At 67.8% G+C, this 26,897-nt stretch carries 8 protein-coding genes; all 8 read right to left on the reverse strand.

Annotation, left to right across the window (positions count from 1 at the left end; all coding sequences use genetic code 11):
- Window positions 1-8 precede the first annotated feature (8 nt).
- A complete protein-coding gene (locus tag BHK69_RS17830) occupies window positions 9-1,670 on the reverse strand; it encodes a ShlB/FhaC/HecB family hemolysin secretion/activation protein (protein WP_069691265.1) in 1,662 nt (553 codons plus the stop codon).
- Window positions 1,667-20,581: a leukotoxin LktA family filamentous adhesin gene (locus tag BHK69_RS17835; protein ID WP_158516235.1), complete on the reverse strand. Its 18,915-nt coding sequence runs from the start codon at window positions 20,579-20,581 to the stop codon at window positions 1,667-1,669. Before BHK69_RS17835 ends, BHK69_RS17830 begins: the two co-directional genes overlap by 4 nt.
- Window positions 20,582-20,954: 373 nt before the next feature.
- Window positions 20,955-22,064, reverse strand: a complete 1,110-nt coding sequence (locus tag BHK69_RS17840; RefSeq protein WP_069691267.1) for a 5-methyltetrahydropteroyltriglutamate--homocysteine S-methyltransferase — start codon at window positions 22,062-22,064, stop codon at window positions 20,955-20,957.
- Between the two features lie 54 nt (window positions 22,065-22,118).
- Window positions 22,119-22,862, reverse strand: coding sequence for an ABC transporter ATP-binding protein (locus tag BHK69_RS17845; protein WP_069693764.1), 744 nt, complete (start codon window positions 22,860-22,862; stop codon window positions 22,119-22,121).
- 31 nt (window positions 22,863-22,893) lie between these two features.
- A complete protein-coding gene (locus tag BHK69_RS17850) occupies window positions 22,894-23,676 on the reverse strand; it encodes an ABC transporter ATP-binding protein (RefSeq protein WP_069691268.1) in 783 nt (260 codons plus the stop codon).
- On the reverse strand, window positions 23,673-24,704 hold the full coding sequence (locus BHK69_RS17855) for a branched-chain amino acid ABC transporter permease (protein ID WP_083269867.1): 1,032 nt from the start codon (window positions 24,702-24,704) through the stop codon (window positions 23,673-23,675). Before BHK69_RS17855 ends, BHK69_RS17850 begins: the two co-directional genes overlap by 4 nt.
- 1 nt (window position 24,705) lies before the next feature.
- Window positions 24,706-25,560, reverse strand: coding sequence for a branched-chain amino acid ABC transporter permease (locus tag BHK69_RS17860; protein ID WP_069691269.1), 855 nt, complete (start codon window positions 25,558-25,560; stop codon window positions 24,706-24,708).
- Between the two features lie 185 nt (window positions 25,561-25,745).
- Entirely contained in the window at window positions 25,746-26,879 is a 1,134-nt protein-coding gene (locus tag BHK69_RS17865; RefSeq protein WP_148663680.1) for an ABC transporter substrate-binding protein, read from the reverse strand.
- Between the last annotated feature and the right edge of the window lie 18 nt (window positions 26,880-26,897).

Below are 26,897 nucleotides of genomic sequence, written 5' to 3' on the forward strand. Positions count from 1 at the left end.
TTACTGATCTAGATGGTCTTTCGCAAGGTCAGTCGGAAATAGAGTTCGTGCTCGCGCTGCACGACCGAGACCCGCTCCAGCGGGCGCGCGATACCGCCTTCCAGCGTCGCCCAATCGGTCGGCCGCCAGGCGAGGCCGGCGCCGACGGAGGTCGCGCGCATGCTCGTAGGCACTGTCCCATAAGTGATGCCGTGATCGAGGAAGACGAAGGCGTCCAAGGTCTTCAGCGGCTCGGGCAGCACATAATGCAGCTCGGCCTGGCCGTAAAACCCTGAATCGCCGAAGGCGGCGCCAATCGGATAGCCGCGCACCGTGGTCGGGCCGCCGATCTGGAAGATCTGGTCGCCGGGAAGCTGCTTGTCATTCGTATATTGCCAGGCGCCGATGAGCGAAGCGTAGATATCGTCGTTCAGGCGCGCGATCGTCGAGGTATTTCCGGTCCAGAGCGTCAGATTGCGCTTGGCCTGACCGATCTTGTCTTCGAAAGCGACCCGGGAGAGCGTCGGAGAGGTCGTATGCATGAAGCCCGGCAGCGACACGGTGAGCGAAAGTCCGCCGGACGCCTTGGTGTTGCTGCTATGCGCCGTCGTGATGTCGATCTGCTTGCTGCTGCTGATCCCGCTGCCGATGCTCGCGACAGCCTGCAGCAGCACTGCGTCGGTTGCGAAAATGGGCTGAGAGAGGTTGAGCGCGCGGCTTTCCGAGATGCCCTCGGGCCGTAGCTCCTTGATCGCTCCGGTCACGATATGGAAGGCCGAGCGCGTATAGCTGATGCCCAGCCGCGTGCCGAAGGGCGAGATCGGGATGCTGTAGCTGCCGCTTCCGAGGATGCTGCCGCGCGAACGCGAACCGTAAAAGACCAGCCTGTCGTCGAGGCCGAGCAGGCCGTGATTCTTCAGGAACAGCACGCCCTGATAGCGGCCGGTCGATTTCACCGCCTGATTGTCATAGGAGATCTGGGCGAGGTTGCGAGGCGGTTCGGTCGCCGCCAATTCGATATCGGTCAGGCCGAACTCGCCACCCGCCCGCAGCTGAGCCCGCAACTGCACCTCGTTGATGCGGTTGAAGATCGAGACCTGGCGGTTCAGCGTCGGCGTATCCACCACGCTCTGCGGCGCGATCGGCATCTGCGATTCGAGATACCATGGCCTGGTCTGAACTGCACCAGTGACGTTGATCTTGCCGACGCGACCCTCGATGAGCCCGACCTTGAGCACGCCGCCATCGAGCTTCTGCGGCGGCAGGATGGCGCTGGCGGTGACCTGCCCCTTCTCGGCGTAGAGATCGTTGACCTCCTGGACGAGCTTCCCGATCTCGGCCAGGTCGACCTTGCGGCCGAGATAGCGGGCACGCAGCGCATCGAGCTCGGCTCCGCTCAGGAAGGCGGATGTGTCGAAGTCGATGCGCTTCAGGACGATCGTCGTCCCGCCCGCGGGAAAGCTCAGCTTCGGCAGGGGCGGCGGCGCCACGACGCCGGGGCCGCTTTGGCGCGGCGGGGTGGTCTGGCGTTCGATTTCCAGGCGCTGGCGCTCGGCTTCCGTCTCGATCGTGCGAGGCGCGATCTGCGCCAGTGCAAGGCTCGGAAGTCCTAGTCCAAGCAGGGCGGCCAGGAGCGGAGCGACAGCGCGGGCGGCTTCGCGCCGGCGCTGTTCGCGAGGATATCTCGTCAAGGCTGGGCCCCGTCGCTTCCGAACTGGCCGAGATTCACCCGCGGGCCACTGCCTTCGCTGAGGCTGGCGGTCGTCTCGGGATCGGTGCTGCGCCAGCGGCCGTCAGCGCCCAAGACGAAGCCGCGCGCGATGTCGCCGAAGCTCGGTCCCGCCGGCGCGATGACGCCGAGCCGGGCCATGTCACGCACCAGCGAGACGCCATCCGCTGTATCGACATTCGCGATAGTGCTGTCGAAGCGCACGATATAGGCGTTCGACGACAATTGGTTGCCGTTGACGGAGATGAAGAAGGTCCGGTCCTTCTGGTAGAGCTGCACATCGAAACCGCGAACTGGCGCGATGCTGCGATTATTGGCTAGGACGGTCATTCCGGGTGTGGTCAAGCGTAGAGCTCCCGGAACGAAATTGGCAGCGAGGTCGAAGCGGCTGGCGCTCGTCGTTATGGCTGCATCTGTAACTTCTATCCGGTTGGCGCGGAAGCGCAATGCGTCGATCGTAAGGGCGGCGGACCTCGCCGTCCGCTCCCGCAGACCCGCGATATCGAGCACGAGCGGAGCGCCCGAGCCGCCGGGCAATTGCACGATGCTGGAGGCGATGTCCGTCCCCAGGATGGTGATGCTGTCGCCCGCGCCGAAGCGACCGAGGCGAACATCGTCGGGCGCGGAGAATTCCGCGTTGCGCGCCGCGCCGACGCCGAGCCGGATCGAGCCGCTGCCGCCGAGACCGGCCCGCGCGAGGAGCGCATCGGTGGCGACGATGCTGTCGCCGTCGATATCGCCGGCGCTGTCGAGGCTGGCGGAACGGCCGGCGTCGAGTGCGCCGAACCTGATCGCCTGCCCGGAGATGGCGATATCCTCACCCGCCTGCGCGGTGGTGATGGTGACGCCGGCGCGGGTCGAATTCAGCAGGAGCGAGCCACCTGCCGTCAGGCTTTCAAAGCGCAAGGCCTCTGCGGCCGTGAGCGTGACGTCGTCGTGAGCGACGAGCGTCTGGATATCGATGCCCGCGCCCGAGGAGGTGGCAGTGACGGAGCCGGCGCTGCGTGCGATGCCGACGGTGATGGCGCCGGGCGCCTGCAGCAGGAGCGCGGCGGAGGCATTGAGCGTTCCGGCGCGGATCGTGCCGAATTCGGATGCGACGGAGAGATCGCCCGATTGCGTCAGCACGCTGCCGAGCGTGACCCCGCCGCGACCATTCACGTTCGCGCTTTCGCCTGCGGTGAGTGCGGTGAGGGCGATGATATTGCCGGAGACGGCCGTTGCGCCGCCGCTGCGCAGGTCATTGATCGTCACGGTCCCTGCCGCCACAAGATCGGCGCGACCGTCGGCGCGCAGGGTTGCGGCGGTGATGCCGTCTGCCGTCGAGCGCAGCGACAGGTTGCCCGAACTCGTCACGCTGGTGAGGGTCAGCATGTTCGCAGCGCTGAGCGTGGCGTCGCCGCCGGTCGCAAGCGTGCCGATCGTCAACCCGGCGCGCGTCGAAACGCTCGTTCCGCTCCCGCTGCTGGCCGTCTGGACGACGATCGCACCTGCTGCGTCGAGTGCGATCGCACCTGCCGCTTCCAGCGAGGTAGCCGTGATGCCGGCAGTGAGCGATGTCGCGACGATATCACCGGCCCGCGTTGTGAGCGTGCCCAGGTTGATCGCGCCAGCGGCCGAGAGCCTGGCGGTGTCGCCTGTCGTCGCGGTCGCGAGGTCTATCGTCGCATTCCGCGAAGAGAGCGTGGCTGCACCGCCGGCGCTCAAGTTGGAAACGATGAGCGCGCCAGCTGCATCCAGATGCGTGACGCCGCCGCTGGTCAGCGAGCCGATTTCCAGGGCGCCGAGTTGGGTGGTGGCCGTGGCGTCGCCGCCGCTCGCAACCGTGTCGATGCGCAGCGTGGCGGCGCTCAGGGTCGTCGAGCCGAAGGCCTGGATGGTCGTGGCGGTCAGGCGGCCGCCCGTCGATGTCGCGAGGAGGTCTCCTGCCGTCGTGGTTGCCGTGCCCAGCGCAATGGCGCCGGCGGCCTGCAGGGTTGCGGTCGCGCCCGCGTTCAGCGTCGCGATCGTCAGCCTGCCCGTTGTCGAGTGGATGCTGGCCTGGCCGTCGCTTGTCAGCGTCGTTCCGGAAATGTCGCCGAAGGCGGCCAGATCCTGCCCGGCTGCCGAAACCAGGGTCGCAGCCGAGATGCCGGCATGGCTCGATGTGACGCGGATGGCGCCGCTGCTCGTCTCGACCCTGCCCAGCGTGACCGCATCATGCGCCGCGAGAGCCGTTTCGCCTGCCGCGGTGAGCGTGGTGATGTCGATCGTGCTGCCCGAGGAGGTGGCGTTCGTGGCATCGCCACTGGTCAGCGTCGCCACCGTGATCGCGCCTGGGGCGGTGAGGGTGGCTGCTCCAGCTGCCGCCAGCGTGGTCGCGGTGATCCCGGCATTGGCCGAGGACACGGCAAGATCGCCGGCTGTCGTCCGCGCCGTTCCCAGGGTGACGGCGCCGGAGGCAGCGAGCGCTGTCGTTCCGCCAGCTGTGAGCGTGGTGATGCCGAGCGTCCCGCCCGAAGAGTTCGCGCTCGTGCCATTGCCGCTGGTCAACGTCGTGACGCGGATCGCGCCTGGAGCGGTGAGTGTCGCCGCACCAGCCGCATCCAGCGTGGTCGCGGCGATCGTGCCGGTGGTCGAGGAGACGGACAGATCGCCGGCTGTCGTCCGGGCGGTTCCCAAGGTGACGGTTGTCGCGCCGCTGAGTGTGGCTGTGCCACCCGATGTCAGCGCCGCGAGATCGAGCGCCCCGCCGGACGAGGTGACGGACGCCGTGCCTCCGGTGGTGAAGGATGTCGTGACCGAGATCGCCCCAGTGGCGGTCAGCGTCGCATTGCGGGCCACAGCGAGCGTGGCGGCGGCGATCCCGGCGTTCGTCGAGGAGATGAAGAGATCTCCGGCTGTCGTCTGAGCCGAGCCGAGCGTGACGGCGCCGAAGGCCGCCAGCGTCGCGGTTCCGCCGGCCGTGAGCGTGGTGATGCCGAGTGTCCCGCCCGAGGAGGTTGCGCTGGTGCCACTGCCGCTCGTCAATGTCGCGACAGTGATCGCGCCGGGAGCGGTGAGCGTGGCTGCGTCGGCCGCATCGAGTGTGGTTGCGATGATCCCGGCCGTCGCCGAGGACACAGCCAGATCGCCGGCAGTCGTCCGCACGGTCCCCAGCGTGACGACAGTTGCTCCGCTGAGCGTGGCGGACCCGGCAGATGTCATAGCCGCGAGATCGAGGGCTCCGGCAGACGAGGTGACGGAGGCCGTGCCGCCGGTGGTCAGCGACGTCGTGATCGAGATAGTCCCGGCAGCGATCAGCGTTGCGTTGCGGGCGACATCGAGCGTGGCGGCCGTAATCCCGGCGGTCGTCGAAGTGACGAAGAGATCGCCGCTGGTGATCTGAGCAGAGCCGATGGTGACGGCGCCCGAGGCCGACAGGGCGGTCGTCGCATCCGCCGTCAAGGTCGTGATGTCGAGCGTTCCGCCCGACGAGGCCGCGCTCGTGCTGCCACTGCTGGTCAGCGTCGTGACGGTGATTGCACCTGGAGCGGTGAGGCTGGCTGCTCCGGCCGTCTCCAGGGTGGTCGCGGTGATGCCGGCATTGATCGAGGAGACGGACAGATCGCCAGCGGTGGTCCGCGCCGACCCAAGCGTGACGGCAGTCGCACCGTTGAGCGTGGCGGATCCGCCGGATGTCACGGCCGCGAGATCGAGCGAACCGGCCGACGAGGTGACGGAGGCCGTGCCGCCAGTGGTCAGCGATGTCGTGACCGAGATCCCCCCGGTCGCGGTCAGGATCGCGTTTCGGGCAGCATTGAGCGTGGCGGCCGTGATCGCGGCATTCGTCGAGGAGGCCAGGATATCTCCGGTCGTCGTCTGCGCCGAGCCGAGCGTGACTGTGCCGGAGGCGGCGAGCGTGCTCGATCCGCCAGCGGTCAGCGTGGTGACAGCGAGCGTGCTGCTCGACGAGGTCGCATTCGTGCCGCCGCCGCTGGTCAGCGTCGCCACGGTGATCGCGCCGGGAGCGGTGAGCGTGGCCGCGCCGGCGGAATGCAGGGTGGTGGCGTTGATGCCGCCGGATGTCGACACGAGGGCGAGATCGCCTGCAGTCGTCGTTGCCGATGTCACGCCGAGCGCATTCGCCGCGCTCAGGGTTGTGGCTCCGCCCGAGCTGAGGGTGCCGATCGTCAGCATCCCGGCTGTCGAGGTCACGCTGGCCGCCCCGCCGCTGGTCAGCGCATCGACAGTGAGGTTGCCCGCCGCGAGCAGGCCGGCGGGGCCGGTGTCGGCCGTCAGCGCCGTGACGCGCGCCGTCGTGGCGGTCTTGAGGTAGACGCCGCCCTGCAGGCTGCTGGCCGACAGGCTCGGTGCGTCGAAGCTCACCGGCGCCAGGCTGCTGCCGATGCCGCTGCCGGCATTGAGCGCGATCACGCCGCCGGCCTGGCCAGCGCCGAGATTTACGACGCTGTCGCCATTGCCGGCGATAGTTCCCGCAGCCGAAACGGCGATGGAGGCGGTGCCGGCGGGGGCGATGAGCGTGCTCGTGACCCGCCCGAGCGTCACATCGCTGAGCGAGGTGAGCGTGATCCGCCCGCCGGATTGCACGGTCGCGCCAGTGGCCATGCTGATCGCGCCGGCGGTGATGGAGAGCGGCCCGGTGGTCGCCGACAGGCTGCGCAGGATTCGCACCTCGGCGTCGGCTGCGAGCGAGAGCCCAGCATTGGCCGTCAGAGCGCCGATCCGCAGCGCGACGGCGGATTGGCTGGCGAGCGTCGGCGTCGAGAGCGTGGCCGAGCCGCCGATCTGGCCGGAGACCTCGCCATCGCCGGCGGCCTGGACCGCGAATGGCGTGACGGCGCTGCCGACATTGGCGGACGCGTTGAGCACGATGGTGGAAGCCGAGATCGCGACGCCCGGCAGGTAGCTCTGGATCGAGCCGCTGACGGCCGTGAGCGAGGCCGTACCGGAGGCGAAGATGCGGCCGATCTGGGCGTTGCCGGCTGCGGCGACGAGATAGGCGTCGCCCGCGCCGGCCGAGGCCGAGACCAGCCGTCCGCCGATCTGGTAGGTCAGCGGCATTGCGGCCGAGCCGATGCCGCCGCCGGCTCCGGTCAGGATCAGGTCGGTTCCGGCCTGGATCTGGACCGCGTTGAGCGGCGTCGTGCTGTTCGGCGCGGTCGCGACGGTGATCCCTTGCGGGGCTTGCAGGTTGATCGCGCCGGTGGCGGTGACGCGTCCGAGATTGAGCGAGCCGCCGCCCGACTGCGCGCCGGTCGTCGCCTGGACATAGATGTCGCCCTGGGCCGTGCCGGAGAATGTACCGGTCGCGCTGATGAAGAGCGGAGCGGTCTGGCTGATGTCGACCGAGGTCAGCGTCACGCCGATCGGCACGGCGTGGATGTCGGAGACCGCGACGCGCTGGCCGCTTCCGTTCGTGCCGAAGAGCTTGACCGACCCCGGCGTGGTGGCGACCGCAAGCGCCTGGAGCTGGCTCGTGGTCAGCGTGCCGTTGCGGATGGTGTCGAGGCCGACGCTGACGTCGGGCGCCAGCGAGCCGATGCTGCCGCCGATGTTCAGGCTCACGTCGCGGCCGACGATGATTGCCGTGCCGTTGCCGACGACACCCGATGCCGGCTGCAGCGCCGCCTGGTCGATCGCGGCGACGAGCTGGCCGGTTTGCCAGACGGCGTTGGCGGTGATGGAGGAGGCGAGCCCGCTCACGGCGCCCGGCGAGGCGGTGGTGAAGCTGAAATTGCTTTCGAGCGTGTTCTCCTGGAAGCGCGCCAGCGTGTTCCAGTTCGCGCCATAGGCCTTCTCGAATACGCTGGCATAGCTCGCATAACGGTCCGCGACATAGGCGGGGACGCTCATCCCGGCGGCGTCGGCGAGCGGCTGGTAGAGCGCGGTGGCGGCGGCGTCGAGCGTGAAGACGCCGTTGGTGACGCTGCCGTTGCGGATCAGGCTGGAATAGAGCGTGTAGGTCTGGGTGACGTTGCGCTCGAACACGGCGACGCTGGCGAGCGCCGCGGCGTCGGCGCCGTCGGCCTGGGTCAGCTTGAGCTTGCTCTTGATCGTCGAGAGCTGCTCGGTCGAGAGCGACTGCGCTGCCGTCTGGGCATTGGCCGCCTTGAGCGTGCCGGCGGCCACGTCGACGCGGACATTGCCGCCGGTGCTGGCGATCAGCCCGACGCGCAGATTGCCCGAGAGCTGCTTGATGCCGATATCGCCCTGCGCCGAGATGTTGACCACGCCGCCGGTCTGGCTGCCATTGGCCAGCGTCGTCGCCATCGCCTGCATGCGCAGCGGGGTATTGATGCCGCCGACGGCGCCGTTCCGGCTGCTGATCGTGATGTTGTTGCCGAGCAGATGGGTGTAGTTCGGATCGGCCCAGCTTGCGACCTCGAGCCCGCCGGTGGCGCGGAGATTGATGTCGCCATAGCGGCCGGAGGCGGCGTCGAGATCGGCGTTGAGGCGCCAGATCTTGGCGTCGGAATCGATGTTGAGATTGATGCCGCCGGCCCCGGAATAGGCCGCTACGGCCGCGCCCGCCGTCAGCGTCGCCTGGATCGGCGCGGCGACCGTGCCGACGGAATCGCGCCCGGTCAGGGTCAGGTGGTTGCTGAGGATCGAGACGTTGGGCGCCTGGGTGAAGCTGCCGACCGAGGCCGTGATCGTCGTTGCGCCGCTCGGGTTGATGATATTGCCCTGCTGACGGATCGACGTGTTCGAGGTGATGGTGACGAGGCCGCTCGCATTGCCGGCGAAGCTGACGGCGAACGGGTTGTCGGCCTTCACCGAAGCCGTCACCTGAAGCCAGGCGTCGATGACGTAGTTGTAGTTCCAGTAGGTGTTGGCGGTCGAGCCCGGCACCTGGCGGAAATCGCGGCTGCAGAGGCTCGGATTGCCGCCGTTGCAGTGTTCGTAGCCCTGCATTGCGTTGGCGAGCGTCGTGACGCCGCCTTGCAGGGTCTCGAAGAAGACAGGGTCGCTGATGTAGTAGTACTGGTTATTGGTGAGGCGGCCCTGTGCCGTGCTCGTCACGTTCCAATAGTCGGGGCCCGATGAGGTGCCGTCGCCCCAGATGCCGGTGGCCGGAGCCGCAACAAACTGCCACGGATTATTGGACGACCCCGAAGAATAGCGCCAGACGCCCTGCGCATTCGGATCGTTGATGGTGAGGCCGTCCTTGTGGACCCATAGCTGCTGCGTCCACTCGTAGCGCGTGCCCGCGACGGGGTTGTAGCTCGTGCTGTCGCCGGCGATGAAGGAGAAAGGCGTCGTGGCGCCGACGCCGCTCAGGATCGGCTGCGCGCCGTTCACGGTCTTGTAAATCGCGATGCCGGAGCCCGGCGTATAGGCGTAGACGGTTGTGTTCGGCCCGTTCTGGATCAGCCGGTCGACGATCGTGATCTTGCTCGTGCTGGCGTTGGCGCCGCTGGCCGTGCCGGTGTTGATGCGGTTGGTGACGAGTTCCAGGCCGCTGTTGTTGACGATGTCGACATGGCCGAAGCCGCCATTGATCTTGATGCGGCCGAGCGCGTTCGTGCTGATGATCTGGCCGTCGAGCAGGACCGAGCCGCCGCCCGAGGAGGCGTTGACGTCGCTGATGTTGAGCTGGCCGGTGCGGATGTCGTAGCTGACCGGGATCAGCTTGTCGCCGCTGTTGAGGACGCTGTAGGAGCCGGCCGCGCTGCCGTAGTTGATCAGGCGCGTATCGTTGGTGAGATCGACCACAGGCGCGCCGTAGCCATAGGTGTTGTAGTTGAAGATCGCGAAGCCGAGCGCCTGGATCAGGTTATCGCCCAGAACGACCGACTGGTTGGTGACGCGCCCGGCCTCGATCGAGGCGTTGACGTTGATGATCGTGGCCTTGATCGCGACCTGCGCGCCGTAGATCTGCGTGCCGCCGCCCTGCGCCTGGACGTTCGGCTGGTAATATTTCGGCACGACCGGGATCTGGGCGAAGTAGATGCCGTTGCCGAAATCGTAGCCGCCCTGGCAGTTGTAGCCGGTCGCACCATAGCCGATGCAGTTGCCGTAGAGGATGGTGCTGTAGCGCATCCCCGGATCCCCGCCATCCTCGATCCGGTGATAGAGATTGTAGTTCAGGCTGCCGCCGGAGCCGAAATAGAGCGTGTTGCCGATCGCGTTGATCGTGTCGTTGATGACGTAGCTCTGCGACGCCGCACCGGGCGTGGCGCCGGGATAGGTGATCGCGTGGTTCCACTCGGCCTGCGGCGAGGCGCCGGCATTGTACATGCCGTTGGGGCCGTTCGAGGAGATCGCGACGGCGCCATTGGGCACCGTGACGTTGAACTGCAGCGAGTCGATGCGCTGGCCCGAGAAGCCGAATGAGCCCTGCGTATTGTTGATCGAGACCAGGCCACCGAGATTGCTGATGTCGCCGGCGATCATCAGCGCCGGCCCGTAGCCGCCGATATCGTCGCGGGTATAGGCGTTGTTGATGATGACGCTGGCCGTGCCGTTGGCATTGAACCTGGTCTGGGTAAGCCCGGCCTGGCCCTGGGCTGCGCCGGTGAACAGGATCTGCCCGGTCGAGAGGTCGGGGATATAGGCGCCGGCGTCGAGGATCAGATAGGCGGCGCTGTTGTTGACGACCTTGATCGTCGGCCCGCCATTGGCGGTCAGCGAGCCATTGCCCTGGATGGTGTCGCCATTGACGAAGACGTTGCCGCCGGCCGCATAGAGCTGGCTGATCCGGTAGGCCCGAACCAGCCCCGAGGAGATGCCTCCGACCAGTGTGTCGGCGACTGCGGTGTCGTCGATCGTTCCGTTGGTCGTGGTGTAGTTGGCGCGGACATAGGCCACCGCGTCGAACGCGTCGTCGCGGCTGACCACGACCGGCGCGCCGCCGGCCTTCACATAGACGGTCGGCGTCGCGCCGAGATCGCAGATCGACAGGCCGCCGGTGCCGCAGCCGATGATGATCTCCTGCTCGTGGAACACGCCGCCGACGGCGCGGCCGTTCATCACCACCGTCGAGGTCGCCGAGGCGCCCGGGCTCTCGTCGCGCTGCGTCACCGGAATGAAATAGAGCTGGAAGCCGTGGCCGGCGCCGTCGGCATTGGGCGTCACTATGCCGTTATAGGCGCCGAGCGTGACATTCTGGGCGCTGAGCAGCGCCGCCCCGGTGTTGACGTTCAGTTGCGCCCGGTTCTGCAGGTCGGTCGAGGCGTCGGCGTCGGGCACCGCGATCACGCCGCGCACATAGCCGATCGCCGTGGCGTCGCCCAGGATCGAGGTCATGAACAGGCCCGAGGCGTCGCGCCCGGCGGTGATGTTGACGTTGTCGAGGCCGGTCAGCGTGCTGTTGGCGCCGATCGTGACGGTCTGGTTGGTGATGATGTCGGTATCGGCCTCGGCGACGCCGACGGCGGCGAGGCCATAGGTCGTGACGAGCGCGTTCGTCTTGACCGTCGCGGTGGTGTAGGTGCCGATATTGATCGTGCCGGAGGAGGTCAGCGTGACGCCTGTTCCGAGCGTGACCTCGTTGTCGACATCGCGGGCGCGGTATTGCGAGGTGACGCCGGCGCCTTGCAGCGCACCGCCGGTGGTCAGCGTCACCGTGTCGTTGGCGTTCAGTTCGGTGATCGCCTGGATCGCGATCGGGCCGGGCGAGGAGACGGCGCTGCCGCCGCTGGTGAAGTTGGCGTTGTCGCCGATCACGACCTTCGACCAGCCGTCCACGTCGGTCGTCGATTTCGCGCCGACGCCGTTGATGCCGCCGCCCGCGCCGGCGCTGATCGTGTCGCCGAGCGCGAGCTGGGTGAAGATGTTGCGACTCTCGAGCTCGATGCCCTGGACGCAGGTGGTGACGTAGCAGCCGTTGGTACCGTTGCCGAGCGCAACGAAGATGGCGGACGCGCCGATGTCGACCTTCACATGGGAGGTCGCGTCGTGACTGGCCAGCGAGGCGCTGGCGCCCAGCGCGGCCGCTTGTGTCGCATCGACCCGGTTGGCGTATTGGTCGGTGTGGCTCGCATTGACCAGGATGGTGTTGGCCCCGATCTGCGTACGCGCGCCGATGCTAGCCGTGACCGTGGCGGTGTTGGCGGTATCGGCCGAGGCGCCGGCACCGGAGATCAGTCCGCCGCTGCCCGATGTGGCGCTGGCGATCTGCGTGTCGCTGCCCGCTGCAATCAGGCTGAAGCTCGTCGCGCTGTTGCCCAGCAGGCGGGCGTCGTCGCCGAGCGTCGCGCTCGTCGTCGCCGTCGAGCTCGCCTTGGCCAGTACGGCGCCGATCGAGTATTTGCCGGCGATCGAGAAGCCGGTCGCCGAGGCGATCTGGCGCGTCGTATTGGTCGCGTTGATCGCGACGGTGCCGGCCGGCAGCCGGACATTGTTGCCCGCCGAGGCGGTGACCGTGGAGGTGTTGACGGCCTGCGCGTCCGAGCCGACGGCGCTGGCATAGTAGGATCCAGAGCCGGAGAAGGACCAGGCGGCGGCTCCGGTGCCGCCGCGGCTGAACGTGCTGGTCGCGCCGGGCGAGCCGCCGATCGAGGTCACGGGCGTGCCGAAGATCGTGCTGGTCGCCAGGATCGAGAGGCTGCCGGCGGTGAGCGCGCGCTGGGCGGCGGCTCCGCCATCCATCGCCGCGATCACGGTCTGGTTGGTGGTGGCGCGCGAGATCGCCGCGCCTACGGCGAGCCCGCCCGTCACCGAGACGCCATAGGCGGCGGCCTTGGCGTCGGGCGTCGCGGTCGCGGTCACGCGGATCGCCCCGGTCCCGACATTGACGCTGGCATTGTCGCCGAGATGAGCCTCGACGCGCGAGGAATCGCTGGCGCGGGCGTCGGCGCCCGTGCCGGCGACCAGCAAGCCGCCTGCGCCGGCGGTCGCCGAGGCATAGGAGATGCCGGCGCTGCTGGCATCGACCGTGAGCGATGTTCCGCCCGAGAGCGTGGTGTTGGCCGCGACATTCGACGTCGCCGTGCCGTCGAGGCTGCTTTTGGCGATCGAGATGCCGAGCGCGCCGCCGCCCGCCGCCGCCGCGCCGAGCGCGTCGGCGCGCGAGCCTTGCGTCGCCGACGTGCCGACCGTCGTCGCGCCGGTGACCGTGAGCGTGCCGCCGAGCCTGGCCGTGATGGTGTTCGAAACCGCGCCCTGCGCCACCGCCGCGCCGGCGGAAGCCGTGCCCGAGCCCGCGCCGGCCTTGACGTCGATCCTGGACGCCACGCCGCCGGCGCCATCGATGGCCGAGGCGTTGACCGTGATCGAACCCGTCGTCACCGTCGCCTGGTCGAGCCGGGCGCCGACATTGTCGGCGACCGTGGTGTAGCCGAGCGCCGCGCCAACGCCGATGCCGCCGACGCCGATGCCGAGCGCGGTGTTCTCGGTCGAGGTCTTCGAGGTCGAGGTGACCGAGACCGAGCTGGCGGTGATCGACCCGCCGAGCGCGGTCGCGCCGGTCTGCGCACCGCTCGAATCGAGCAGGGCCGTGGCGCTGATCGCGCTCGGTGTCGCTGTGCGGGCGCGGTTGCTGGTGAACCAGGCATATTGCGAGGCGGCGTATGCACTCACTTCGCTGAAGGTCGCCGTGCGGCCGAGCTCGGCGTCGGCGGCGGCCTGATAGACGGCTGCGCTCGACCCGCGCAGCGAGTAGAGCCCGTTCACCGGGACACCATTGGCGAGCAGCGTGGCATAGGCTGCGTCGGCGGCGATCTTGACCTGCGCGTCGGTGAGGTTCGGCGTCGCCACCTCGAGAACCTGCCGATAGGAGTTCAGACCGGCGTCGCCGATGACATATTGCAGCTTGGCCGCCTGCAGCGCGGTGTAGCGCGCCGCTGCATAGTCGCGCACCTGCTGGTCGGTCGCTGTCGGCACGAAGAGCGCGATGGCGGCGTTGGAGCGCAGCGCCTGCACGCCGCTGGCGGTCAGGGTCAGCACGCCGTTGACGACGGTGCCGTTCTGGATCAGCGCCAGATATTCGGCATTGGCCGTGGTGCGCAGCTGGTCGTCGGTCGCGCCCGAGGCGTAGGCGCCGCGCAGCGTGCGATAGGTCGCAAGCCCGCTGGTGCTCAGCGTGAAGCCGGGATCGACGGCGGTGAGCTGGTTGACGCGCGAGAGCGTGCCGTCGCCGTTGATATTGAGATCCGCGCCGGCCGGCGCGCCCGTGCCGACCGAGATGACGTTGACGGCCGCACCGAGCCCGATCGAGCCGCCCTGGCCGATGGTGAAGGCGTTGGCATCGACGCTGCGGTCGCTCACGGCCTGGACCACGACCGCGCCGGTCGTCGAGACCGTGCTGCCGGAGAGGTCTGCAAGCACGCTCGAGTCGAGGCTCGCGACATTGGTCGCGGAACCGAGGCCGACGCCGGCGCCGCCGATGGCGGCCACGCCCGTCTCCGGCGTGATCGTCGTGGTCTCGCGTGCGATCACGTTGAGCGAGCCGTCGATGCTCTGGCCGGCCAGGCTCTGGATCGGCGTCGGCGCCTGCCTCGATACGACACCGTAGAGCCCGGCGCGCGTCGTGTTGGCGACGTCGATCAGGTTGACCATGCCGGCGATGCCGACCAGGCCCGCGGCCGAGCCGCCGGCCGCAAGCGCGGTGAAGCTGTTGGTGCTGGTCGCCAGCACGTCGAGCCGGCCGTTCAGGTTGAGCGTCGTGACATTGGCGCCGCCGCCGATCGTCGCCAGCGTGGTGCTCTGGCTGCGGGCCACGACGAAGGCGCTGCCGAGCGCGACGCCGCCGCCGGAGCCGACGCCGGCGACACCGTAGAAGCCGTTCACGCTGTCGGCGGTGACGCGCAGCGAGGCTGCGTTGAGGATGCCCTGGTCGATGTTCGCGGTCGTGACCGCCTCGAAACTGTTGACGAGGCCGGTCGCCGCCGCGCCGGCGACGCCGGCCGAAAAGCCGATCGTCTTGCCGGTCGAGGCTTGCGAGGACACCGCCGCGACCTCGACCGCGCCGACGCCGCCGAGCCCGGCCTGGCTGGTCGCGATCGTGCCCGTGGTCGAGTTGGTCAGCGCGGCGCTCGTCTGGCGCTTCAGCGTGGTCTGCGCGTCGGCGCCGGCACCGGCCGCACCGCCGATCGCGCCGACGACGATGTAGCTGCCGGCATAGGAATGGCTGGCGGCGTCGACCACGATCGCGGTTGGGTTCTGGCCGCCGTTCAGCCGCGTGTCGATCGTGCTGCCGTCGATCGTGGCCGAGGTCGTTCCACCGAGCGAGTTGCGGATGGTGACGTAGCCGACCGCGCCGCTGATCGGGTAGACCGCGATGCCGGCGGTGACGGCATTGGCCATCACAGCCTGCTGCGAGGTCGCGATCACGGCCAGACCGCGCAGGCTGCGCTGGGCCATCGCCAGGTCGGGCAGGCTGGTCGAGGGGCCGGTCGGGCTGGACAGGCTCGGTGGGCTGACGACCGCGCCACTGGCGAAGCTCAGCGACCCGGTGCCGTTGACGCGCGCATCGACCGAGCTGCTCTCGCTGATCGAGGCAATGGTGCTGCCGCCGATCGTGTTGCTCACGATCGAAAGGCCGCCGGCGACGCTGGGCGAGCCGCCGGCCGCGCCAAGCGCGCCCGCCGAGACCGCGATGCCGTCACGATTGGTCGCGATCACGCCGACATTGTTCTCGGCGATGATGTCGGCGCGCTTCACGGTCGCGGCGACGTCGGTCGCGACGCTGCTGGTGGCGACCGAGCCGGCAAGGCCGACCTGGCGCGAGATCGCGATGCCGATCGACAAGGTCGAGATCGTGCCGGCCGACTGGCTCTGGACCAGCAGATCGCGCGAGGCGCGCAGGCGCGCATCCTCGATCGTCGAACTGACGCTGTTTTCAATGCTGTTCTCGACGACGGAGAGGCCGACCGCGGCCGAGCCGAAGCCGAGGCCGAGCGAGCCGGCCGTGCCGCGGATGGTGGCGGTCGTGCTGCCGTTCAGCAGGATGTCGCGGGCCGTGATGATCGTGCCCGTGCCGGTGATCCCGGCACGCACGACATTATCGACCGACTGCAGCGCCACCGAGGCGACGCCGGCGAACTGGCCGCTGGCCCCGCCGAGCCCGATCGCGACGCCGGTGATGCTCGCGCCGTCCTGGGCCCGCACCGAGACGTCGCCGGTCGCCGTCAGGATGACGTCGTCGATCGTGGCGATGTGGGACTGCGCCACCTCGTTGCTGAGCAAGGAGATGCCGACATTGTTGCGGCCCACTTGCGCAGAGCCGGTCACGGCGACGATCGCCGCCCCGTTCGGGTTGGGGTCGCCGCCATTGGCGGCGGAGCCGCTGAAATCGACCTGCGCCTGATCGGCCTGCGCGAAGGTCTGGCGGCCGGCGATGATGGCGTTGAAGGTCACGTCGCGGCTGCTGTCTGCCGTGACGACGACGTCGCCGCCGATCGTGATCGTCGGCGGCGCACCGGCCGTGCCGCTGATCTGCGCCTTCGTGCTCGTCTTGACGTTGTTGAAGACGAAGGCGCCCGACAGGCCGTTGCCGCCGAGGCCGACGGTAATCGCGCCCGATGCGATCCGGCTCGAATTCGAGGCGACGACGTTCAGGCCGTTGAGATTGACCAGGCTGGAGTTTCGGATGGTCGCGCTGACCGCGTCCTCCCCGCTCGGATCGCCGATGCTGGCATAGCTCAGCGACAGGCCGACGCCCGACTGCGCGCCGAGATAGGCGGAGCCGCCGCCGATGCCGATATCGGTGGTCTGATAGGCGTTGACGCTCGCGATCTTCGAGACCGACGTCGTGGAATCGCCGGTGATGGCGGAGTTGGCGATCAAGGCCGAGACGCGGTTGGTGACCAGCCCGACCGCCGCGGAGATCGCGGCCGCGCCATTGCCGCCGGCCGAGACCGCGAGGCCGACGCCGACGATCGTCGCCCGGCCGCCCGCGATCGCCTGGACGTCGGTGTCGCGGACGCCGGTCAAGGTTGAACCGCCGATCCGCGCATCGGTGCTGTTGTCGAGGACGCCGATCGCGACCGCGCCGGCGATCGCTCCGCTGGCGCCCGACGTGCCGGCAAGGTTCGCCGCCGCCGCGCCCGAGCCGACCTCGATGATCGTCGAGTTCAGCGCCCTGACCGAGGTTTTCAGTCCGGCGTTGTCCTTCTTCTGCAACCGCGCGCCGTCGATCCAGGCCGAGGTGCCCATCGTGGTCAGCGCCACGGCGGCCGTGCCGGAGGCCGAGAGGCTGGGGCCGCTGCTGCTCGTCTTCGCGAAGCTCGCCATCGCGTCGCGGACCACCTTGCTCGTACCGGGTGGCAGGGTGATCGCGACCGTTCCGTCGGCGACCGCCGCGGCGACGGATGCCGCCGTGATGCGGCCGGTCGTCGCGGCTTCGACGGCGATCGAGCCCGTCGTGATCAGCCCTTGCGGCGCGATCCCAGCGAGCCTGTCGTCCGAGAGGTCGTCGGAGTTATCGCCGACATAGGCGCGCGTGACGCTTCCCGCGTCGAGCACCGCCACCGAGATGCCGACGCCGTTGCCGCCACCGAGCACCAGCGCGCCGCTGAGCGCGAAGACCGAGACGAACTGGTCGGCTTTGACGGAGACGGTGTTGGCGGTGACGCTCGCCGCGTTGCTGATCGAAGCCAGCGTCTGGTTCTGGATGCCCGACAGCGAAACCATGCCGCTGAGCACGATCGACCCGGACGAGCGTCCGGACGTCGTCGCGATCACGAACATCTTGTCCGAGGTGTTGGCGGTGACCGAGAGATCGGTGGCGGTGATCGTCGCGCCGGCGGCGACGGCCGCCACCGTCTTGCTGCTGCGGCCGATGTCGAGCAGGCCGCCGCCCGCCGCCGAGCCGGTGCCGCCATTGACACCGCCGGAGAAGCCGAAATTGCCGCCGACATCGATCGAATGCTGGTCGGTGTCGGCAACGATGCTGACGCCCTGGCTCCAGTTCTGGACATAGTTGCTGGCAAGGTCGGTCGACCACGCGCCTATCCCCGTGGTCTGGTTCAGCGTCGCGCCGCTGGCGACATAGGCGGATGTGTTGTTGCTGACGCGGAAATAGTCGATCGCGCCGGCCAGGCCGAGATCGGTCGATGACGAGGAGGCGTTGGCGTAGCTCGTCAGGATGTTGTTGACGATGCCGAGATTGCCGTTGAGATGCGAGAAGACCTCGCCGAGCCCGGACCAGTTCGTCCAGGTGTTCGAGATCGGGATCTCGTTGAGCGCCGCGACGCCGATCCGGCTGGCGTTGATCGTCACGCCTGAGCCGACCGTGGCGGTCGCGTCGTGCTTGAAGCTGCCGACCGCGATGCCGAAAGACAGCGAGATCTCGGCCTCCGGGTTGGTCGAGGACGGATCCGTGGAGTTCGAGTTCGTCGAACTGTCGGCGAGCAGGCGCAGGCCAAAATCGCGCTGGCGGGCTGCCACCACGACATTGCCCGAGGCATGGATCGTCGGCGCGGTGCCGCCGGGATCGGCCGCGATCGCGGCCTTGGCGCTCAGATTGCTGTCGGCGATGGTGAGGGCGCTGCCGACCCTGACCGGAACCGTCGATCCGGCAGTCGATAGCTTGCCGAGGAGCTGGCTGAGCAGCGTCGAGACCGTCGAGCCCGCCGGGCCGGCATTGAAGAGGGTGTTGTCGCCGACTGTGGTCGAGGAACTCGTCGCATTCTTCGTCGTGTCCGAAAGGGCCTGGACCGTGACGTTCTGGACCTTGTCGGCGCTCGTGCCCAGCGAGGCGCCGAGCAGCGCATCGGCTTCCGCCTTGTACTCGGAATAGGCGACGGCGATGCCGGCGACGCCACCCGAGGCCGCCACGGCCGTCGAGGAGGTCGAGAAGGAATTGGTGTTCTTGGCCGTGACGCTGACGGTTCCGAAGCCGCTGGTCGCCCCCGCGGTGACCGTCGCGCCGGAGTGGACCTTCGCGGCGGTGGTGACATCGACATAGCCATAGGCGACGGTCGCGGCGACCAGGCCGGTGCCGACCGAGATCGAGATGGCCGAGACAGCGAGCTTGACGTCGTTCTCGGCGTTGACGGTGAGGTTGCGGCCGACCTTGATCGTCGCGCCCGACGCGACGTCGGCGGTGACCGTTCCCATGATCTCGCCGATCGATACCGCCGCCGCGAACGGGTTTCCGCCGCTTAGCGTGATCGCGGGCAGCGAGGCCTCCTGCCGGGCCTTGGCGGTGATGCTGACGTCGCGCGTCGCCTCGATCGTCGCGTCGTCGACGACCCGGATGCGGCTCAGCACCTGGCTGCCGACATAGCCGCCGTTCAGGCCAAAGAGGATGCCGCCCACGCTCTGCGCCGCCAGCGCCAGCAGCGGCCCGGCGGAGGGATCGACATAGGAGGCGACGGCCGTCGCATCCGCCTTCAGCGAAATGTCTCGTCCCGTGATCGTGCCGTGAATGTCGATGGTCGAGGTCGCGCTGGCCATGCCGGCGATCCGGATGTCCGATGTCGTCGCGTCGAGCGTGACATCGCCGGCGGTATAGGCGCTGCCGGTGCTGACGCCGGCGAGCAGCGAGCCGAACACGCTGATATTGGGGGACGTCAGCAGGATCGAGCCGGAATTGCCGGTCGAGGGGTTCGCGGCTGAGAGCACGCCGCCATTGGCGGAACGGTTGAACTGGCGCGTGTCGATGACGCCGTCGGCGGCGATCGTGATGCTGTTGGTGGCCTGCAGCGACACATCCGTGCCGTTGGTGATCATGCTGGCGCTGCCGCCGGTCCCGATGATCAGGTCTGTCGGGTCGATATAGAGCAGGCCGGCCTTGCCCGAGCGGGAGGAAAGATCGACATCGACCGCGCCCAGCGTGACCGTCTTCGTCGCGCTGAGTTCGGTGAAGCCGCCATCGCCGGTCAGGCCGCCCTTGCCCCTGAAGATCGCGCCACTCTCGACATCGAGATTGGTGCCGGCGAAGACCTTGATCTCGCCGCCCTTGCCGGCGACGCCTTGCGCCGCGCTTGCCTCAAAGCGCGCTCCGCGGGCGATCGAGATCGCAGCGTCGGAAGTGATCGAGATCTTGCCGCCGTCGCCGGTGTTGACGGCGGCCTGGCCCGAGGTGGCGCTGCCCTGCGCAAGCCTGGCCGAGGGCGCTGCCCCCTGTGCGCTCAACCGCGCCGTCTGGGTGATCGTGGTGCCCCGGCCGGAACGCACCACGATCGAACCGGCGGAGCGCCGCGCCGTCGCATTGGCGCTCAGGGAGCCCGAAATGCTCGCCGTGCCTGCCGCGACGATCTCGATGCCGCCCCCGCGCCGCGCCACCATCGCGCCGCCATGGCGGATGCCGGAGGTGTTGACGCTGGCCGCGAAGGCGTTCTGGTGACGCCGCCTGCGTTCACCGATATCGATGGGGGCGGCATTGGCCGTGATCTGCCCGGCGACGCTGACGGAGCTGCCGTACAGCGTCACGCCGCGTTTGGCGTTGATACGGCCCTCGATCGAGATCGCGCCGTCGGGCGAGATCGGAATGTCGTTGGCTCTCAGCCTCGCGGCCATCGTCTCGTTGACGACGCCGTTGGGGCCGATCACCTGCTCGAGGAAGTCGCGCGTCGGCGTGTTGACTGTGAGCTGTCCGGTGTTGATCACTCCGGACGGCCCGACCGTGAAGCCGGCGGAGTCCGAGAAGTAGACGTGCCCGCCGATCTGGCCGTTCTTGTAGGAATTCAGGATGCCGTTGACGACGACGGGGCCGTTGCGGACGATATTGACCAGCGCACCGGTATTCTGCGGCAGGTGCATGTTGACGGTCGTGCCGCCCGCCTGCTCGAAGCGCGAGAACGAGTTGTAGCCGGCATTGCCGGACACCGTCTGGGTGGTGATCGTCGTGGTCGCGCCGCTGACGGAGACATTGGTCTGTGTCCGCCCGTCGGGCGTGATCACGTTCCGCGCGAAGGCCGGAGCGTTCCACAGCACCAGCGCCATGGCCTGGCCGACCAGGCAACGTTGGCGCAAATTCGCCAGCACGGACTTAGTAGGCACGGGCCTGGGCCGGACCGCGGGCGACGGCGTTGGGAGCATGACGTGCGGCAGCCGCGGCGAAGCGGTGCGACGGCGTGTGGTCTTGGAGCGTAGTGAGCGCAACGCGGAAGCCTCGGCCCGTCCGGCAAGACGGTGTTGTTTCGCCGGATTCCGAGTCGAGATGCTGGCGCCCGAATGCCGGCGCGGGTCGCGCCGGTCTCCGAATGCCCGTTTCCCCCTGGATCAGGCTTAACGACTCACTACCAGAGGCCGCTTGTCCTTGCGTCAGTGGAGGATGAATGCATTGCGAACCACAGTTCACATCACGCGTTCAGCAGGCGCCTAATGGCGGAAAACCGCCATCGTGGTTAGCGCAAGACGGGTTGGACGGGCCTCAGCCCCAAACTTCACGTGCCGTTTCCACGATCAGTTCGAGCTTCCGCCACTGCTCGTCCTCGGCCAGCGTATTGCCTTCCTCGGTCGAGGCGAAGCCGCATTGCGGGGACAGGCATAGCTGGTCGAGCGCGACGAATTTCGAGGCCTCGTCGATGCGGCGCTTGAGATCGTCCTTGCTCTCCAGCACGCCGGTTTTCGAGGTCACCAGCCCGAGCACGACATGCTTGCCCTTGGGCAGGAAGCGTAGGGGTTCGAAGCCGCCGGAGCGGTCATTGTCCCACTCCATGAAATAGCCGTCGACCGGCATGGTGTTGAACAGGAGTTCGGCGATCGGCTCGTAGCCGCCGGACGCGATGAAGGTCGAACGGAAATTGCCACGGCACAGATGCATGGTGATGGCGAGGTCTGCCGGCTTGTCCTTGAGCGCGGCCCGCACCATGGCGGCATAAATCTCGGGCTGATGCTCGGGGTCGTCGCCGCGGGCCCGCAGCATCTCGCGCTGGTCGGGGTCGCAGAGATAGGCAAACGAGATGTCGTCGAGCTGCAGATAGCGGCAGCCGGCATCGTAGAAAGCGTGGACGGCCTTGTTATAGGCCGCGCCGACATCGCCGTAGAACGCCTCCATCTGCGGGTAGATGCCCATATTGATCATCTTCCGGCCTCCCCGGTAGTGCAGCATGCTCGGGCCGGGAATGGTCATCTTCGGCGTCGAGCCCGGGGAGACATTGTCCCGCAGGAACTTGAAATGCTCGATCATCGGGTGGCCGCTGAAGCCGACTTTCCCAACGATGCGCAGCGATTTGGCGATGCCGACGCCGCCTTTGAAATTCATGCCTGAATCGGCGGTGATCGCCTCGATGCCGTCGAGCTCCTCCATGAAGTCGAAATGCCAATAGGCGCGGCGGAACTCGCCATCGGTGACGCCTTTCAGGCCGATCGCCTCTTGCTTGCCGATCAGCTTGCGGATCTCGGCATCCTCGATCGCCTTGAAGGCGGCGTCATCGAGCGCACCAGTGGCGTGCGCCTCGCGGGCCTGCTTGAGAGGGGCGGTGCGCAGCAGGCTGCCGACCATGTCGGCGCGGAAGGGTGGCTTGGTCCTGGTCGTCATGGTCTTGGTCCTCGGATCAGGCTTGGTTGTGGGCAGGTCTAGTTGTGGGCAGGTCTAGTTGCGGGATGCTGGTGACCGTCGCGAGCGGGCCGGCCGTTCGGCGACGGCGAGATGGGCGGACATGGCCGTCTCGTCAGCCAGGAGCGCCTCGGAGCGCGCGGCGTGGACGATGGCGCCCCGGTCGAGGATGATCGCCTCGTCGGTGAAAGGCAGGATCTTGCGCGCCTTCTGCTCGACCAGGATCGTGGTCAGGCCGTCCTCGCGGTTGAGCTGGGCGATCGCAGCCAGCAATTCATCGACGATGATCGGGGCGAGGCCCTCCAGCGGCTCGTCGAGCAGCAGCAGGTCGGGGTCGAGCATCAGGGCGCGCGCGACCGCCAGCATCTGCTGTTCGCCGCCGGAGAGCTGGTTGCCGAGATTGCGGCGGCGCTCGCCGAGACGTGGGAACAATGCATAGGCGCGAGCGACCGTCCAGGCTGTGCCGCGCTGAACCACGGTCAGGTTCTCCTCGACCGTGAGCGAGCGGAAGATGTTGCGCTCCTGCGGAACCCAGCCGATGCCGATCGCCGCACGCTTTTCGGGCGGCAAATGGGTGATGTCCTCGCCTTTGAAGCGGATGCGGCCGGAGACATGGCGGGTCAGCCCCATGATCGTGTCGATCAGCGTGGTCTTGCCGGTGCCGTTGCGCCCCAGCAGCGCCAGCGCCTTGCCGTCCGCGAGCCGCAGCGACAGCCCGTTGATGACGACCGCCTCGCGATAGCCGGCGACGAGGTCGTCGATTTCGAGCAGGCCGGAGATGTTTTGGGACTTAGATAAGAGAGTTTGGGGCTCAGACATGCGCGTCCTCCCCGAGATAGACGGCTTTCACGCGAGGGTCGGTCGAAATCTCCTCGACGCCGCCTTCCGCGAAGAGCTGACCCTGGACCAGGACCGAGATCCGGTCGGCGAAGGAGAAGACCAGCTCCATGTCGTGCTCGATCAGCAGGACGGTGACGTCCTGCGGCAGCGCCTCGACACTGTCGAGCACGTCGTGGCGTTCATCTTCGGGCACGCCGGCCGCCGGCTCGTCGAGCAGGAGCAGTTTCGGCTTGCAGGCCATGGCAAGCGCGATCTCGAGCAGCCGCTGCTTGCCATAGGGCAGCGTCGCGGTGCGCCAGGTCATCATCCCGCCGAGCTTCATGCGCGTGAGCAGCGCCTCGGCCTCGTCGACGACCGCGCTGTTCTGGCCGACGCGGCTCCACCAGCGCGCACCGGCGCCCTCGCGCTCGGCGATGGCGAGGCCGACGGTCTCGATCGGCGTGAGGTCGGCAAAAAGCTGGTTGATCTGGTAGGTCCGCGCCATGCCGCGCTTGACGCGACCTTGCTGGCTGAGGCGCGTCACGTCCTCGTCCAGCAGCCGGACCGTGCCGGAGGTCGCCGGCAACACGCCCGTGAGCAGGTTGATGAAGGTGGTCTTGCCGGCGCCGTTGGGGCCGATCAGCGCATGGCGCGCGCCCTTGGCGACGCAAAGCGAGATCTCGGAATTGGCCTTGAAGCCGCCGAAGGATTTGCTCAGGCCGAGGGTTTGGAGGGCAAGCGTTTGGAGGGCAAGCGTCTGAGTGGGAAGCGTCATGGCCGGCGCGCTCCCAGCAGCCTGAGCAGCGGGGCAAAAGGCCTGGCCAGCGTGGCCATCAAGCGGTCGCGGCCGATCAGCACGAGGATCACCAGGATGAAGCCCATCCAGAAGATCCAATAGGCCGGCGTCATCGCCGAGAGCGTGTCCTTCATCAGCTTGAAGGCGATCGCGCCGATCAGCCCGCCATAGAGATAGCCGGAGCCGCCGATGACGAGCACCAGCAACGCGTCGGCCGAGCGCGCGAAATCGAGCACCTCCAGCGAGACGAACTGCGTCGTCTGGGTGAGGAGCGCGCCCGCCATGCCGGCATAGATGGCGGCCAATGTGTAGATCGCGACGATGCGTCGGTTCGGCGCGATGCCGATCGTCGCCGCGCGCAGGCGGTTGTCCTTGAGCGCCTTCAGCGACAGGCCGAAAGGCGAATGCACGATCCGCCTTGCCAGCAGGAAGAGCAGGAATGTCGAGGTCAGGCTGTAGGTATAGGCCGTGGTGCCGGCGAAATCGAAATCGAAGCGCCCCAGGATCGGGCCGACCGAGACGCCGAGCAAGCCGTCCGCACCGCCGGTGATCCAGTCGAGCCGGTTGGCGAGTTCGTGGAAGATCAAGGCGACGCCGAGCGTCACCATCAGCCGGGTCAGATCGGTGCCGCGCAGGATCATGAAACTGGCGAGGAAGCCGACGAAACCGGCCGCCGCTCCGGACAGAAGCAGCCCCGTCACCGGCTCGGAAACGCCGTGCTTGGCCAGCAGTCCCGCCGCATAGGCCCCGACGCCGAAGAAGGCGGCATGGCCGAGCGAGACGATTCCGGCATAGCCCAGGATCAGGTCGAGCGAGAGCGCAAACAGCCCCAGGATCGCGATTTCGTTGAGCAGGAGATGGCGATTCGGAAACAGAAGAATCAATCCGAAGGCGCTGATCCAAAACAGGATTTCCGGCCAGCGCCAGGCTGCCTTCGCTTTCAGGAAGGTAGCGGGCGAGGGGGCTTGCGCCTCCGGTGGCCGGGTGCTGGGAGGTTTGCTGAGCATCTCAGCGCCCACGCGCGAACAGGCCCTGCGGCCTGAGCATCAGGACCGCGAGCATGATCGCATAGATGATGAAGGCTCCAAGCTGCGGCACGAGATATTTGCCCATCACGTCGGCGACGCCGAGCATGAGCGCCGCCAGCAGCGGCCCGGTCAGGCTCGAGGTGCCGCCAACCGTAACCACGATCAGGAAGTAGAGCATGAATTTGAGCGGGAAGGTCGGATCGAGCCCGACGATCTCGGCGCCCAGCGCGCCTCCCAGCCCCGCCAGCCCGGATCCGAAGGCAAACGTGATGGCGAAGACCTTGACCACCGGGATGCCAAGCCCGCGCGCCGCGCGCCGGTCATCGACGGCGGCCCGCAACTGGCTGCCGAAGCGCGTCTTCGCCAGCATCCATTGCAGGCCAAGCGCCATCAGGCCGCAGAGGATCACGATGAAGAGCCGGTAGATGCCGATGCCGACCCCGCCGATGAAGACGCGGCCCTGCAGATAGGCCGGCAGATGGATGCTCTGCTGCTGCGAGCCCATCAGATAGTCGGTCGCGGCGATCGACATGAAAACCAGGCCGATCGAGAACAGCACCTGGTCGAGATGGCTGCGCTCATACATGTGCCGATAGAGCGCGCGCTCGAAGACCAGTCCCAACGCTGCGCTGAACAGGAAGGCGAGCGGCAGGCAGAGCAGGAACGGCACACTGAGCCGGTTCATCAGGATCACGGTGGCGTAGCCGCCGGCCATGGCGAAGGCGCCATGCGCCAGGTTGACGAAGTTCATCAAGCCGAGCGTCACGGCCAGCCCCGCCGCCAGCACGAAGAGCAGCATGCCATAGGCGATCCCGTCGAACAGGATGGTCAGCAAGGAGGGCTCCGCTCTTGGGTTGTTGCCAGCGCTAGATCGTCATTGCGAGGAGCGCAGCGACGAAGCAATCCAGGGGGAGGTCGAGCACGGCCGCTCTGGATTGCTTCGCGGAGCCTGTACTCGGGCTTGCCGAAGGCAAGACCCGGGTGCTCGCAATGACGCTTGCGGTCTTGATGATCAGTGCCTCACTTCGCGGCCTTCACCGGGTCCGGCACGGCCTCGAAGGTCGCGAACTCGACATTGTAGAGTTCGCCATTCACCTTCTCGACCTTGCGGACATAGACGTTCTGGATGATGTCGCGCGTCTTGGGGTCGATCGAGATCGGCCCTCGCGGGCTGACCCAGCTCATGCCCTTCATCGCCTCGACCAGCTTGGTGCCGTCGGTGTCGCCATTGGTCTTCTTCAGCGCCTGGTAAATCAGGTGCATGCCGTCCCAGCCGCCCATCGCCATGAAATTGGGCCGCACATTGGCAGCCTTGCGGAAGGCCTCGACGAAGGCCTTGTTCTCGGGCGAGGGATGGGCCGCCGAATAGTGGTGCGTGGTGACGAGGCCGAGCGTGACGTCGCCCATGCTGTCGAGCGACTCGTCATCGGTGACGTCGCCGGTCGCGATCAGCCGAATGCCGGACTTGTCCAGGCCGCGCTCGACGAATTGCTTCATGAACTGCACGCCGAGGCCCGATGGCACGAAGACGAAGAGCGCATCGGGTTTGGCGTCCGTGACGCGCTGCAGGAAGGGCGAGAAATCGGGATTGCGCAGCGGGATTCGGATCTCGCCGGTGATCTCGCCGCCGGCGGCTGTCAGGCGCTCCTTGAAGGCCTTCTCAGCGTCGAGGCCCGGGCCGTAATCGGCGACCAGCGTCATCGCCTTCTTGATGCCGTTCTTTGAGGCCCAGTCGGCGATGCCGATTGTCACCTGCGGCAAGGTGAAGGAGGTTCGCACGATGAAGGGGGATTGTTCGGTGATCGAGGAGGTGCCTGCCGCCATGACGATCTGCGGCGTCTTCGACTGCGTCGCCAGCGGCGCGACCGCGAAGGCGAGCGGGGTCAGCCCGAAACCGGCCAGGAAGGAGACCTTGTCGTTGACCAGCAGCTCCTGCGCGATGCGGCGAGTAACGTCGGGCGTGCCGGTATCGTCCTTGATGATCAGTTCGATCGTCTTGCCCGCGACGCTTGCGCCGTTCTGGGCCATGTAGAGCTTCGCGGCAGCCTCGATCTGGCGGCCGATCGCCCCGGCGAAGGGGCCGGTCATCGGCAGGATCAGGCCGATCTTGACGGTCTGCTGTGCCTGCGCCTGTACCGGCGCGGAGGCGAGCATCAGAGCCGTGCCGCCCAG

Origin of the sequence: Bosea vaviloviae, from assembly GCF_001741865.1 — a bacterium.
In the GTDB taxonomy this organism is placed as follows: Bacteria; Pseudomonadota; Alphaproteobacteria; order Rhizobiales; family Beijerinckiaceae; genus Allobosea; species Allobosea vaviloviae.